The 14,733-nt window shown below is 63.8% G+C and carries 11 protein-coding genes; 9 read left to right on the top strand and 2 right to left on the bottom strand.

The features are described from left to right. The 4 genes from SAS01S_RS22890 to SAS01S_RS19135 form a co-directional block, all read left to right on the top strand. Positions 1 to 283, top strand: a 283-nt coding sequence (locus tag SAS01S_RS22890; protein ID WP_369405761.1) for a BadF/BadG/BcrA/BcrD ATPase family protein, incomplete at its 5' end; no start/stop codon positions are given. A 30-nt stretch (positions 284 to 313) separates the two neighbouring features. Then, positions 314 to 1,027 (top strand): c-type cytochrome, encoded by a 714-nt coding sequence (locus tag SAS01S_RS19145; protein WP_169804985.1) that lies wholly within the window; start codon positions 314 to 316, stop codon positions 1,025 to 1,027. Positions 1,028 to 1,053: 26 nt separating this feature from the next. Then, a complete protein-coding gene (locus SAS01S_RS19140; protein WP_066812475.1) occupies positions 1,054 to 2,511 on the top strand; it encodes a flavin monoamine oxidase family protein in 1,458 nt (485 codons plus the stop codon). Beyond that, positions 2,504 to 4,072: a hypothetical protein gene (locus tag SAS01S_RS19135; RefSeq protein WP_218016337.1), complete on the top strand. Its 1,569-nt coding sequence runs from the start codon at positions 2,504 to 2,506 to the stop codon at positions 4,070 to 4,072. Before SAS01S_RS19140 ends, SAS01S_RS19135 begins: the two co-directional genes overlap by 8 nt. Positions 4,073 to 4,468: 396 nt before the next feature. On the opposite strand, the gene SAS01S_RS19130 is transcribed toward SAS01S_RS19135, so the two are convergent. Continuing rightward, complete coding sequence (locus SAS01S_RS19130) at positions 4,469 to 5,467, bottom strand: dipeptide epimerase (RefSeq protein WP_066812474.1); 999 nt, start codon at positions 5,465 to 5,467, stop codon at positions 4,469 to 4,471. Positions 5,468 to 5,523: 56 nt separating this feature from the next. Continuing rightward, a complete protein-coding gene (locus tag SAS01S_RS19125; RefSeq protein WP_084239224.1) occupies positions 5,524 to 6,177 on the bottom strand; it encodes a helix-turn-helix domain-containing protein in 654 nt (217 codons plus the stop codon). Between the two features lie 125 nt (positions 6,178 to 6,302). Between SAS01S_RS19125 and SAS01S_RS19120 the strand changes: the two genes are divergently transcribed. The 5 genes from SAS01S_RS19120 to metK all read left to right on the top strand — a co-directional run bounded on the left by SAS01S_RS19120 (position 6,303) and on the right by metK (position 14,706). Further along, entirely contained in the window at positions 6,303 to 8,645 is a 2,343-nt protein-coding gene (locus SAS01S_RS19120) for a TonB-dependent receptor (protein ID WP_066812472.1), read from the top strand. Continuing rightward, entirely contained in the window at positions 8,645 to 10,657 is a 2,013-nt protein-coding gene (locus SAS01S_RS19115) for a serine hydrolase domain-containing protein (RefSeq protein WP_066812471.1), read from the top strand. The genes SAS01S_RS19120 and SAS01S_RS19115 overlap by 1 nt, the downstream gene beginning before the upstream one ends. A 70-nt stretch (positions 10,658 to 10,727) precedes the next feature. Continuing rightward, positions 10,728 to 12,056: a peptide MFS transporter gene (locus SAS01S_RS19110; protein ID WP_066812470.1), complete on the top strand. Its 1,329-nt coding sequence runs from the start codon at positions 10,728 to 10,730 to the stop codon at positions 12,054 to 12,056. Between the two features lie 195 nt (positions 12,057 to 12,251). Beyond that, positions 12,252 to 13,454: a hypothetical protein gene (locus SAS01S_RS19105; RefSeq protein ID WP_157082912.1), complete on the top strand. Its 1,203-nt coding sequence runs from the start codon at positions 12,252 to 12,254 to the stop codon at positions 13,452 to 13,454. A gap of 34 nt (positions 13,455 to 13,488) precedes the next feature. Beyond that, positions 13,489 to 14,706: a methionine adenosyltransferase gene (gene metK / locus SAS01S_RS19100; RefSeq protein ID WP_066812468.1), complete on the top strand. Its 1,218-nt coding sequence runs from the start codon at positions 13,489 to 13,491 to the stop codon at positions 14,704 to 14,706. The last annotated feature ends 27 nt before the right edge of the window (positions 14,707 to 14,733 follow it).

Here is a 14,733-nt window from a genome sequence, read left to right as displayed (position 1 = left end):
GGCGGCGGCGGGCGATCCCGCCGCGATCGCCATCCACAATCGCGCGGCCGAGGAACTCGCAACGATGGCCGAGGCGTTGCGAGCGCAGCTCGGCTTCGCCGCGGAGGAGGACGTGCATTTATCCTGGTCGGGCGGCGTGCTCGCCAACGACGCCTCGATCCGGGCGCGGCTCGAAGCGCGGCTGCGGCAGCGTGGACCGTACCGGATCCTCGCACCGCGTCATTCCCCCGCTTACGGCGCAGCGCTCTACGCCGCGCACCAGGTCGGCGGGACCCCGGCCTGAGCGGCCGTCCAGCAGCAAGAGAGGCCGATCGTGCAGTTCAAGGTTCTTGCGTCTTTCGCTGTCGTGCTGGCGTCGTCGCTGACCGCGGCTTTGCTTCGCGCCGCACCGCCCGCGCCCGGCCCGCAGGTCGACATCACTAGCCCCGCCGATCACAGCCGTCTCGCCTGGCAAGCGCGGGGCAGTTATACCGTCACGGTCGCCTATGACGGCAAGTCGACCAGGTTCGACGAGATCCCGTCGAGCAACGTGCTGCTCGCCGCCACGTTCGTCGCCGACACCGACGCGCCTGCCGCGCGTAGGGCAGCGCCGCTTCCCGAGGCGCTGGTGCACGTCACGCAGTCTAACTGCATGGGTTGTCACGATTTCAACGCGAGTTCCGGCGGCCCGTCCTTCGCGGCGATCGGCAAGCGCTATGCCGGCCAACCCACTGCCGCCGCGACGCTTGCCGCGCACATCAGGAATGGGTCACGCGGCGCCTGGGGTTCGGGCAGCATGCCGCCGCACCCGGACCTTGGCCCGGCGCAAGCCACCGCGATCGCCGACTGGATTCTCGCCCACGGCGCCGATCCCGCGGTCCGCTATTATGCCGGCAAGAGCGGCAGCTTCCGGATGATCGCGCCCGGCAAGCCGGGGCCGCGCGCCGGCCTGATGCTCAGCGCTTATTACACCGGCCCCCTGAAAAGCGGCGCCACGCGCAACGCCAGCGGACGCAATGTCGTGGTGGTGACGGGAACGGGGTCCTGAGCGGGCGCGGGTAAAGGGGGCAAGCGATGGAACGGCGTACCTTTCTGAAGACCGTCGCGGCCGGGCTCGGCGCCTCGATGATCGGGAGCGAGACGCTCGCGCAAAACGCACCCCTCCCCCGATCCGCCAAGAAGGTCATCGTCGCAGGCGCCGGCATCACCGGACTGTGCTGCGCTTATGAACTGATGCAACGCGGCATCGACGTGACCGTGCTGGAGGCATCGGGCCGCTATGGCGGTCATGTCTATACCGGCCATGACGGCCTCTCCGATGGGCTGTTCGCCGATTACGGCGCGGATCACCTGACTAGGCCGGGCTATGAGCAATTCTTCCGCTACGTCGACGCCTTCGGGCTGAAGGTCGTACCCTACCCCAATGCCGAGGGATCACCACTGCCCGCGAACGGCGGCCAGATGACGATGATCGGCGGTAAATTCTACAGCGAGACGATGCTCGCTGATCCGGCGACGCAGCGCGCTCTCGGGTTCAACGACCGCGAAGTGGCGTTCCTCGCGAGGCACCCCTGGTACGAACTGCCCGCCCTCTTCCTGGCCGATCATCTCGCGCGCTTCCACGATGCGAGCGGGCCGTTCGGCAATGGCTGCGACGATCTCGATGCGATCGACCTCGACACACTTTACGCCCGCCAAGGCGCTTCACAGCGGGCGCGCGACTATCTCGGCGGACAACATGTCAACGCACTCTATGGCGTGTGGCGCTTCGCGGTGATGCGGGAGCGCGGCATCCCGCTGTCCGAAGGCGAGACTTTCCTTCTCGACGGCGGCAACGAGGAAATGCCCAAGGCCTTCGCCGCGCGGCTCGGCGACCGGGTGAGGCTCGCCCATCCGATCACCGCGATCGAGCACGATACGGCGGGGGTGACGGTGACCTACAACGCCTACGGCAACGATACGCCGCTGACGATGCACGCCGATTATCTGGTCAATTGCATCTCGCTGCCGGTCTTCCGCCGCATTCCGGTGACCCCGGCACCGTCGGCGGCAAAGCAATATGTCGTCGACAATCTGACCTACAGCTCGCACCCCTTCTTCGTGTTTGAGGCGGAAACGAAATTCTGGCTCGACGACGGTTTCAAGACGCTCGCCATGTCGTTCGAGCATCCCGACATCTCTCAAATCTGGGTCGTGCCCGAGACCGCGAAATCGAGCCGCGTGGTGCTCAAGGCGTTCGGGCCGGGCGGCCTGTCGCCGCAGCGCGTGCTCGCCGCCTTTCGCGAAGTCTATCCGGGCAAGCGCGACACGATCGTCCAGGCGCTGACCTGGGACTGGACCAAGGATTCGTTCGCGCCGACCTGCGAGATGGACCCGTTCGCACCCGGCACGCTCAAGCAATTCTGGCCCGAGATCATGAAGCCCGACGGGCGGCTCTATTTCGCTGGCACTTATGCCGACGCGCTGAGCCGCGGAATGGAATCGTGCGTCCGCTCGGCGGCGCGCGTCGCACAGGAGATTGCCGATGCCTGACTTCAAGCGCCGTGATTTCTTCAAGGCGGGCGCCGCTGGCCTGGCCGCCGCGAGCCTTGCCCCGCGCGCGAGCGGGGCAGAGTATCTCGAACATCTATGGGACGGCTATGACTGGGGCGGCGGACCGCGCGTCGCCGACCGCCTGAACCAGGGGCCGTTCACCAATTACGGCGCTGACGCCAACGCACCGGGCGGCGAAGTCGGCATGGCAACCTCTCCCTCACGCGACATCGTGCCCAATTACGGGATGGGCCTCACCGCCTATGTCTCGGGCGATACCGGGCCGCCACGCCTGCCCGGCCAGTCGCTCGAAAAGTCGATCGAGGACATCGTCAAGCTGCCCTTCACGCAGAAGGTCTATATCCGCCCCAATTGGCGCGAGGTGCAGACGCGCCCCGGCAAGCTCGATTTACCCGATTGGTGGCGGACCACCTTCGATCTCGCGCGACAATACGGCAAACGCGTCGGCTTCCGCATCATGCTGGAGAACCCCGATTTCGCGGCGCCCGGCATGCCCGACTTCCTGATAGAGAAGGTACCCTACGTACCGCTCAGGGGCAGCTGGAAGGGCGACACCTCTCAGGTCCGTTATCGCAAGAAACATGCGATGCCGCGCTACGACTATCCTGCCTATCGGGCGGCGTTCGGCGAACTGAACGCGCTGCTCGCCGACCAATATAACGGCAGCCCCGACATCGAGTATATGGACACGATGATGTACGGCTTCTGGGGTGAAGGACACACCTGGCCGTTCGAAGGCAATTACTTCCCAAGCAACCTGGCCGCCGAGCAGACCTGGCTCAAGATGCTCGAAACCCAGCTTGGATGCTGGACCAGGACGCCGCTCGTCACCAACACCCAGCCCGACTTCAACAACGTCGGCAATGCCGCGATGCTCGACCGCAGCGTGCGGAGCGGCAACTGGATCCGCAGCGACACCATCTTCATCGAGACGACGCAGATCGAAGCGCTGAGCAACCGCCCCGCTTGGGCCGCCGCCGTCAGCGAGGTGCCGATGACGACCGGCGATGCGGATCAGTTGGGTATTATCGACGGCGTTACCCAAAACGAGGAGATCGCCGCGCACGTGCTGACGGTGGGTGCAAATTATTGGTCGATCTGGAACTGGCACAACGAATCTGCCGCGCACGTGCTCAGCTATTACGACAAATATCCCGAGGTGATCGACCATGCTGCGCGGCGGATCGGCTATCGCGTCTATCCAGCCTTCATCTGGCCCTTCGCGCGCGACGGCGGACACGGCGTGGTGGTCGGACTGGCTAATGATGGCGTCGCGGGCGTTCCCGGCGTGCTCCGCTTGACGCTCAAGGACGAAAAGGGCGTCACGCTGGCAAGCGGTTGCCTGGACCCGGGCTTTCCAAAGCCTACCGGCATTAGGCAGGCAATGCTGGTCTGGCCCGGCGACCAAGACTGGATCGGATTGCAATTGATCGCCGAGCTCGAGGTGAAAGGTCAACGCTATCCCGTGCGTTGGGCGTGCAGACAGGCGCTCAACCAGAACGGGTCTCTCACGCTGCGGCGAAATCAGCGGGGTTCCTGATCGGTCCGGAAAAGGGAATATCTCGACTCCCGTAACGCGTCGATCGACCGGACAGAGGCAGATGGATGGACGTCCGCTTTCGGGGAGATCAGTGCGATCGCCGAACGTCCGAAGTGGGGGCGCGAAACTGACTCCGCGGAGCGACGTTAGGTTGGCCTCAGCGACAATCTGATCTGACGCTCTGGGAACTATGAGCGCAGAACGACAGTGCGAGCCGCCGAAGCGTTTCGCTCGCAGCGTTCAAGCAGGATCTCGCCCTTTGTCTCGACGAGGTGGGAGCGATCGATATCCCGCGGAATTCCGGCAAGCGCCGCACTGAAAGCAAACGAATGCCCCCTTGAAGCGCTCGCCGAGATGACCTGAAAGTTGCCGTGAACATCGCTGAGCTGAGCGTGTTCAGCCAGCGCCCCAAAGGCGTGCCGGCACCATGATCTCGCCGTCGGCATAGAGACTCGCCGCGAGCGGATCGTCGGCGACGAACCAGGGACCGTCGAGATCGACGATGTCGCACACCTGGGCAAGGATGAAGGCGGGGGCAGTCGAAAGCGTCGCGCCGGCCATATTGCCGACCATGACCTTCATCCCGAGCTGCCGCGCTCGCTCGGCCATCATCAACGCCTCAGTAAGGCCGCCGCATTTGTCGAGTTTGATGTTGAGTACCTGGAAGCGATCATGCTGGGCTTCGAGTTCGACAAGGTCCTGGATGCTCTCATCGGCGGCCAACGGGATCGGCGACCGCCAGTTGTCGAGCAGCGCCTCCTGACCGCGGCGGACCGGCTGCTCCAGCAACAACACCTTTTCCCTGACGAGCATCGCGACCAGCCCGTCGAGATCGTCACCCCCATAACCCTGATTGGCATCCACCGCTAGCCAAGCATCCGGTCGAGCCGCACGCACGACGCGGACCCGTTCGGAGTCGCTGGCAAGATTGCCCTCGAGCTTGAGCTTGACCGCCTTCAACGTCGGCAGGTCGCCGAGCCGGCGAAGGATCTCGGCCGGATCTTCTGCCGGGAGCGTGAACGTCGTGACCAGAGGTTTCGGTGGCGCGCCACCGGCCAGCTTCCAGACGGGCGTATTTTTGCGGAGCGACTCCAGCTCCCACAATGCGCAGTCGAGCGCGTTGCGCGCCCCCCCGGGGGGCATCAAGTCGCGCAACTCGTTGCGCTCGATCCCGGCTTCGACCCGTGCCCGGTACTTCTCCAACTCGCGTTCGATATGGTCCGGGTCGTCCCCGAGATAATAAACCCCAGCCGCCTCTCCCCGTCCGGCTGCTTCTCCGTCGGAGATCGTCGCGACCACCGCTGGCATCGACTCGAAAAGATAGCCCGAGATCCGGAAGGGCTCGCGAAATGCCATGGCATCGCGACGATGGCTAAGCGTGAAGGCGGTCGTCATGTCCGCCACATCACACGAATTCAGGTGCGTTTCAATATAAGAAACAAGGTTTCCAACTAGTGGCCCGAAACATCGTCCGCCGCGGGGTCGGCGCTTCGCGAAGCCAGTTCGGCGAAGCGCTGCATCCCCGGCCCGGCGCAAACCGACAATACTCGGCAAGGTTCATCGCCGACCAGAACGTAGGCGTGCGCCATTCCGCTATCGAAATAGACCGAATCGCCCTTGGCCAGCGGCAGCGGCGCATAGAGATCCGAATGCAGCTCCATCGCCCCCGACAATACGTGCAGATATTCCTCGCCTGAGTGGCGGACCAGACCGCCGACATCGTCGATACTGCGGGCTTTGACGTCGATGATGATCGGCACCATCATCTTGTCGAGCAAGTCGCCGGCCGGATAAAGGTGCGTGTATCGCTCGGTGGTGGCGCCCTGCCATTCGCCAGCGCGAGACACGCTTCGCCGGCCGAGCGCGGCGGGCGGTTTTTCCGCTGGAATCGCCCCCGCCACCAGGCTGCCGAGATCAAGGCCCAGGCCTTGGGCGAGCCTGACCAGCTTGTCGTAGGTCATCGCCATCTTGCCGTTCTCGAGCTTCGACAGCGTCGAAAACGGCATGTCCAGACGCGTGGCGAGCGCCCTGAGCGTCAGCCCCTGCTCGATGCGCGCGGCCCGGAGCAGACGGCCGGGATGATTGTCGCTGGCAGTCTTGGTCATACTCTCTCCCCGGCTCCGACCTAGCGCAAAGCACGGCATCAGGGAACCGCCGTGCACATTCGAGAAAACGGTTGCTAATTATGAAACACTGTTCATGATGCCGGAGCATTTCAAGGGGTTTGGCGATGGCGATCGTGGCTCGATCAAGAACGTTGTGGATGGCTGGTGCGGCGCTAGCGACATGGACACCCGCGGCGCAGGCGCAAACGGAAACTCCGGTCGCTACCGGCCAGCCACAAGCAGGGCGCACGGCGAATTACGATGAGGACATCATCGTTACCGCCCAGAAGCGCAGCCAGAATCTGATCGACGTCCCCCAGTCGATCACCGTCGTGTCGAGCGAGGTGCTCGAGCAGCGCCATGCCACCACCCTGCTCGATTATGCCTCGCTCGTTCCGGGCTTCAGCATCCAGCAGCAGAATGCGGGCGAATCGCGCATCATCCTGCGTGGTATCAATACCGGCGGCGCGAGCCCGACCGTCGCCGTCTATATCGACGACACGCCATTCGGATCGAGTACCAGCCAGACCAACGCCGCGCATCTGGCGGGCGACATCGATCCCTTCGACGTCGAACGCATCGAGGTGCTGCGCGGACCTCAGGGAACGCTGTACGGCGCGAATTCGCTCGGCGGTCTGCTCAAATACGTCACGACCACGCCGAAGTTCGACCGGATATCGCTACGCGCCCAGGCCGGCGTGGAAACGGTCGATGGCGGCGGCACCGGCTGGTCGGGCAATGGCGTGATCAACGTGCCGCTCAGCGACACGTTGGCGATCCGCGCGAGCGGTTTTTATCGCCGGACGCCGGGGTACATCGATAGCGTCGGCATTCCAGCCCACAACACCAATTATTCCGATAGCTATGGCGGCCGCGCTTCCTTGCTGTTCAAGCCCAGCGACCGTTTCTCGATCCGGTTGACCGCGATCGCGCAGAATATCCGTGCGCATGGCCGCGACACGATCGACGTCGATCCGGCGACGCTGTCGCCGATCAGGGCGGACCCCTTCACCGGCGCGGCCGGCACCGGGTTGCTTCGCTATCAAACGCTGCCCGAACGCAATAATGTCGACTATCGCCTTTATTCGGGCACGATCGAATATGATTTCGGGCCGGTAGCCCTGACGTCGGTCACCAGCTACGCGACGCTGCGCCAGCATGAGGACATCGACGTGACGCCCCAGTTGGGCGACGTCAGTCCCTTTTACGGCGCGGCCACGCCTTACGGCACCGACGAGCCCTCCAATATCAGCCAGAAGAAGTTCGCCCAGGAAATCCGCCTGACGTCGGCGAAGTCGGATAGGTTCGAATGGCTGATCGGGGGCTATTATACCCGCGAACCCGGCCAAATTTTCCAACTCTATCGGCCGTTCGATCCGGCCACCGGGACGCTTCTGCCGGAAGCTGGCACTATTCCGCAGGATTTGCTCGGCCCCGGCGTTCCCGGCGCACCCTTTCCCTTCGCCCATTTCCTGACCGCGAACCTGGACTCGACCTATAAGGAATATGCCGGGTTCGGGAGCGCGACCTGGCACGTGACCGGCGCGTTCGATATCACCGGCGGCATCCGGTACAGCCACAACGAACAGCGCACGTCTCAGAGCCTGAACGGCGGGTTCGTCGTCATCCAGGGCGCCGACGGAACTCTACTCGGGAAATCGTCCGAAGGCGTATGGACCTGGTCGGTGTCGCCACGATACGAGATCAACAAGCGCGTCGCGATCTACGCGCGCATCGCCAAGGGCTACCGGCCGGGCGGCCCCAATGTCGTCCCGCCAGGGGCGCCGGCCGATTATCCCGCACAATTCAAGGCCGATACCTTGATCAGCTACGAAGCGGGCGCGCGCGCCGAAACGCAAGATCGGACGTTCGGCATCGACGCTTCCATCTATTATCTCGACTGGAAGAACACCCAGATCACGACGACTTTTCAGACCTCGATCGGCCCGGTCACGGCGGACGGCAATGGGGAGGGCGCCAAGAGCTATGGCGGCGAAGTCACGCTGACCCTGCGGCCGGTTCGCGGCTTCGTCATCCTGGGATCGGTCGCCTACAATGAAACCGCGCTCAAGGGGAATATCCTGGTTGGCGGGTCGGACGGAGACCAGCTTCCCTACGCACCGCGCTGGAACGCCAGTCTCTCCGCGGACTATGACTGGTGGCTCAGCGGCAAGACGAATGCCTTTGTCGGCGGGTCGGTCGCGATGGTCAGCGACCGGCCGGCGGATTTCGATGCCGCGTATCAAGCCACGTTCGGTCACCGCCTGATCCTGGATGGTTATACGACGGTCGATCTGCGCGCCGGCATTGAAGTGAAACCGGTAACGTTGAGTATCTACGCAAAGAATCTCACCAATTCGGGCGGACAGACCTATGCCGGTCCCTATGGTGGGCGTTATGCCGGCCTGATCGACGTCGCGACCATTCGGCCGCGCACGATAGGCCTCACAGCAGGGGTCGAATTCTGATGCGCGCCGAATTGATTGCCCGCCCTACCCGCCTGTTCAAGGCCGTATTGTCGTCACTTCTGCTGGTGGCGGTGCCGATCGCCGCGCAAACGCCAACGTTCAACCCGGCCAACCCGGCTGCGTCAGTGAAAAGCGGCCAAGCGGAAACGGCCACGCTTGCGATGGCGACCGTTGCGCCGGCTCTGACCAAAGCCGATGTCGACAGCTGGCTCGACGGCTTGATCCCCTACGGCCTCGATACCGGCGACATCGCCGGCGCGGTCGTCGTCGTGGTCAAGGACGGTCAAGTGCTGACCCAGCGCGGTTACGGCCATGCCGATATGAAGACGCGCAAGCCCGTCGACCCCGATACCACGCTGTTTCGGCCCGGCTCGATCTCCAAGATCTTCACCTGGACCGCGGTGATGCAACAGGTCCAGGCGGGCAAGCTCGACCTCGATCGAGACATCAATGATTACCTGGATTTCAAGATTCCACCCGCCTTCGGCAAGCCGATCACGCTGCGCAACCTGATGACGCATACCGCCGGGTTCGAGGAAACCGCGAAATACCTGATCGCCACCAAACTGGCCGATAACCGGCCGCTCGATGCCGCGCTCAAGCGGTCGGTGCCGACGCGGATATATGCCCCGGGAAGCACGGCTTCCTATTCGAACTATGGTGCATCGCTTGCCGGTTATATCGTGCAGCGCGTGTCGGGCGAACCGTTCGAGGCCTATGTGCAGCGCCACATCTTCACCCCGCTGGGTATGGCCCATTCCAGCTTCGAGCAGCCCCTGCCGGCCGGCCTCGCGCCGCTGCTCGCCAGCGGCTACGCCAACGCCTCGGGCGATCCCCAACCGTATGAGATTATCCCGCTGTCGCCGGCCGGCGCGCTGTCGTCGAGCGGTGCCGACATGGCTAAGTTCATGATCGCGCACCTGTCCGCGACCAATCCGCTGCTCGATCGGAAAACCGCGGCGTTGATGTACGCGACCGCCAACACGCCGATCCCCGGACTGCCCGGCATGGCGCTCGGATTCTATCATGAGGATCGCAACGGGCTGAACATCATCGGCCATGGCGGCGATACCGACTGGTTCCATTCCGACCTGCATCTTTATCTCGACAAGGGCGTGGGGCTGTATCTGTCGTTCAACAGTGCGGGCAAGGAGGGGGCCGCTCATGTCTTGCGCCAGCGCATTTTCGACAGCTTCACCGACCGCTACTTCCCGCAGAAAGCCACGGCGCTGCCGACTCTTCCCACCGCGGCCGAGCACGGCCGAGCGATGGCCGGCAATTATGTCAGCAGCCGTGGTTCGGTGACGAACTGGCTGCGCATCGTCAATTTGATCGGCCAGCCCGTCGTGGCGCTCAACGACGACAATAGCATCACCGTCTCCGCCCTTACCGATCCCGCCGGCGTGCCCAAGAAATGGCGCGAGGTGGCGCCGTGGCAATGGCAGGAAGTCGGGGGAACGGATCGTCTCGGCGCCGCGGTCAAGGACGGCAAGGTGACCGCGTTCGCGCCGGCCGAATTCGCGCCCATTATACTCTTCGTCCCGGCGAACACCGGGATGAACGGCAGTTGGATCATGCCGGTGTTGCTGGCGGCGCTGGCTGTTATGCTGGTCACGGCGCTCAGCTGGCCGATCGTGGCGCTGACCCGCCGTCGCTACAATTATCGTCCGGTGATCGCGAAGCGGCCGCGGATGCTCTACCGCGCGACCCGGCTCACTGCCTGGTTGATGGTGATCGTGGCAGGCGGCTGGATGGCGATGATAGCTGCGTTGACTAAAGATGTCGGCAATTTCGACGGGCGGCTCGATATCTGGATGCGGTTGCTGCAGCTGCTGTCGCTGGGCGCGATCATCGGCACGGCGCTTGCGGTCTGGAATGTCCGGGTGGTCGCGACCCGTCCCGAAAGTCGGTGGTTCAGGACCGGCTGGGCAGTGGTCGTAGCGCTGTCGGCATTGTTCCTGGTCTGGATGATGATCGACATGCGAACGCTGACGCCGAGCCTGAACTTCTGAACATGGGAACTGACGGCCTCCACCCGCTGCAAGAGCTCGGTCGCCGCCGACAAGCGCTGCGGGTTCGGTAATGGCTACGGAGGCGCTGGCCGGCGTGGAACCGGCGATTCGGCCAAGGGCGCTGTTCGGTCACCCGCCGGGCCTGACCGTGTTGTTCATGACGCAGATGTGGGCCGAGTTCTCCTATTTCGGCCTGCAAGCGCTCCTGGTCTATTACATGACTCAGCATCTGGGCTTCAGCCAGGCGAAGTCCTCGATGATCTATGGCGCATACGGTGCGGCGGCCTTCTTCAGTCCCTTTTTCGGCGGGATCATCGCCGATCGCTGGCTGGGCCGCACGCGCAGCGTGGTGACCGGCGCCGTGCTGATGATGTGCGGTCATTTCGCCATGGCGTTCGAACCGTTGCTGTTCCCGGCGCTGGCGCTGGTCGCACTGGGCAATGGTCTGTTCATGCCGCCGCTCGCCGTTCAAGTGGGCGGACTCTATGCCGATGACGATCCGCGTCAGGCCCAGGCGTTCAGCGCATATTATATGGGGATCAATCTCGGTGGCCTGCTGGCGCCGTTGGTGTGCGGCACGCTCGGCGAGCTCTATGGTTGGCATTGGGGCTTCGCCGCGGCGGGGGTCGGGATGTTCGCCGGGCTCGTCATCTATCTCCGCTTCAGGCATCTATTGCCCGCGGACCCACCCAGCCGATCGCAGACCCAGGCCGACGCGCGGGCCGTGCTTACCGGGAAAGATTGGGGCAATTTGCGCATGCTGGTCGCGATCATCGCGGTCGTCGTGCTGTTTAGGATCGGGTACGAGCAGAGCGGCAACGTCATCGCGCTCTGGGTCGAGCACCAGACCGACCGCAGCGTTGATCTGTTCGGTGCCCGTTTGGAGATACCCGCGACCTGGTTTCAGTCGATCAACCCATTGCTGATCATCGCCCTGACGCCGTTCCTGATGCGCCATTGGGCGAAGCGAGCCGCTCGCAATGGGCCCGCCAATCTTTTGGCGCGGATGAGCCTGGGCTGCGCGATTGCCGCTCTCTCAATGGTGGTGATGGTCGTGGCGGCGGCGCTGAACGCGAAGACCGGTCGCCCGGTCGGCGTCGAATGGGTAACCGCCTATTTCGTCCTGCTGACGATCGGCGAATTGCTCGTAATTCCCGTGGGACTGACATTGGTCGGCGCGCTATCGCCCGTCCAGGTCGCGGCCATGGCGATGGGCGCTTGGTACATAGCGAAATTCCTGGGCAGCCTGCTCGCCGGCGCAATGGGTGCCTATTGGGGCATCATACCCGCCACGTCGTTCTTTGGGCTGGGCGCCTCATCGGTGATGATTGCGGCGATCTTCCTGTTCTTCCTGAGCAGGTCGCGGGCATATTCGACGCCGGTATATCTGTCGCGATGAGCTGAGCCGCGATCTCGCGAAGCAGTAACAGTTGGCACTGAGCGGCGTGCCGTCCACGAAAAGTGGGAGGCTGCCCATGCCAAGCCGTGGGACCGATTGTGGTTTATCCACGCGGCCGCCGGGAACATCACCGTCTTCAACGGCGCACCGACAAATCGTCAGGGACGCCAGAGGAAATGGAAGAGGATCCCTATGATGGCGGCGATCAGTGCGGGACGTAATGCGGTCGCTGTCGTGGCGCCTGAACCCGAGGCACAGTCCTCCGAACAGAATTTCAGGTTCTACGACAACCGCCAGAAATATCTGATGTTCGTCAATACCTGCTCCGAGAAGTGGGTCGTCGCCGAGCGCGTTGCCCGCGAACTCAAGAAACTCAAGCCGATGCCGCCCGCGGTGCGCTTCTTCGATGCCGGCATGGGCGATGGCACCGTCCTGGCGCGGGTGATGCGCTCGATGCACGAAGTCTATCCGCGCTTCCCCTTCCTCATCGCCGGCAAGGAAATCAGCCTCGAAGACGTCCGCCTGACGCTCGACAAGATGCCCGACCGCTTCTTCGAACATCCAGAGACGGTGCTGGCGCTGACCAACATCTCTTATGCCGAAGCGCCAAACTTGATGCCGACCAAGCCCGAGGCGCGCGCGCAGATGACGTGGAAGGCCGTGGCGCTCAAGGGCAATACCACCGCCGAGTTCGAGCGCCAGATCCTCGAGCTGCAGCCGTTCCTGGCGCGGAACTGGAAGACCAAGGTCTCCGAGAAAACCGGCAGCCTGATCCCAGAGACGCCGACGACGCTGATCCTGTACCGCGAGGATTGCGCATTCATGCTCGCCGACGTGATCCCGCAAAAGGACCAGCCCGTCGCCGACTACGATCTGGTCATCGCCAGCCAGCCGTTCCGCCTGAGCGCCGCGACCGAGTTCAAGGCCAAGCGCGTGCTCGCCCCGCTCGCCCGCGCCTTGCGCCCTAATGGCCGCCTGCTCGGCATCCACTCCGCGGGCAACGATCCCGGGCTCGAGATCGTCCAGACCGTCTGGCCGGGCGAGGATCCGTTCACCACCTCGCGTCACGCGCTGCTCGAAGCGACCAGGCAGGCGATGGGCGCGGACGCCGACCATTTCCGCTTCGACGCGCTGCCCAGCTCGGAGGCCCTGTTCCGCTACGAGATGCACACGCTGCCCGACGAGATCGACAGCGAAAGCGCCTCGATCGGCACCTCGACGTTGCTCGCCGCCTGGAATGCCGCGACCTATGTCGCGCAAATTGATGACGAGCGCCTCGGCGAGGCGATGAGCAAGCCCCTCTATCTCGAAGCCACCCGCAAGGTGCTGCGCAAGAATGGGGAGCTTTGGTTCAACGACGAAAGCTACGTGATCAGCCGCAATCCGACCGCGGCGTGAACGTGCGAAACATCCACGAAAATAGGGGGACCTGATGGCCCGCGACACCTATCTGTTTACGTCTGAATCGGTCTCCGAAGGCCATCCCGACAAGGTTTCCGACCAGATCAGCGACGCGGTCGTCGATCTGTTCCTCGCCAAGGATCCCGAGGCGCGGATCGGGTGCGAAACGCTGACCACGACGCAATTGGTCGTCCTTGCCGGCGAGATTCGCGGCAAGGGAATCATGGACGAAGCCGGCAATTGGGCGCCGGGCGTCCAGGAAGAGGTCGAGCAAACCGTCCGCGATACCGTCCGCAGGATCGGTTATGAGCAGGACGGCTTCCACTGGAAGACGTTGCGCTTCGAGAACAACCTCCACCCGCAATCGGCGCATATCGCCCAAGGCGTCGATGCCAGCGGCAACAAGGATGAAGGCGCCGGCGACCAGGGGATGATGTTCGGGTTCGCTTGCGACGAAACGCCCGATCTGATGCCGGCCACGCTCGACTACAGCCACAAGATTCTGGAGCGGATGGCCGCCGACCGCCATTCGGGCAAGGCACCGTTCCTCGAGCCCGATGCCAAGAGCCAGGTCACGCTTCGCTTCGAGAACGGCAAGCCGGTCGCGGCAACCGCGATCGTCGTCTCGACCCAGCATGCCAAAGGCTATGACCAAGGCGACAAGCAGGGCGAACTGCATGCCTATGTGAAGAAGGTCGTCGCCGACCTGCTGCCGACGGAGCTGCTCAGCGACCAAACGGCCTATCACATCAACCCGACCGGCAGTTTCGAGATCGGCGGGCCCGACGGCGACGCCGGGCTCACCGGGCGCAAGATCATCGTCGACACCTATGGCGGCGCGGCCCCGCACGGCGGCGGCGCGTTCTCGGGCAAGGATCCGACCAAGGTCGACCGTTCCGCCGCCTATATCACGCGCTATCTGGCGAAGAATATCGTCGCCGCCGGCCTCGCCAGGCGCTGCACGATCCAGCTGGCCTATGCGATCGGCGTCTCCGAACCGCTATCGCTGTACGTCGACACGCACGGCACCGGCGTGGTCGGCGACGACAGGATCGAGGCGGCTATCCAGGGCATCGCGAAGCTCGGCGGCATGACCCCGCGCGGCATCCGCACGCATCTCGGCCTCAACAAGCCGATCTATGCGCGCACCGCGGCGTACGGCCATTTCGGCCGCGACCCCGATGGCGATTTCTTCCCCTGGGAGCGCACCGACCTGGTCGACGACCTCAAGGCCGCCTTGGCCGCCTGAACCACAATTTTTCGAGGAATAGACTTA

This window comes from Sphingomonas asaccharolytica NBRC 15499, assembly GCF_001598355.1.
Classification (GTDB): domain Bacteria; phylum Pseudomonadota; class Alphaproteobacteria; order Sphingomonadales; family Sphingomonadaceae; genus Sphingomonas; species Sphingomonas asaccharolytica.
This window is presented reverse-complemented; position numbering and strand designations above follow the sequence as displayed.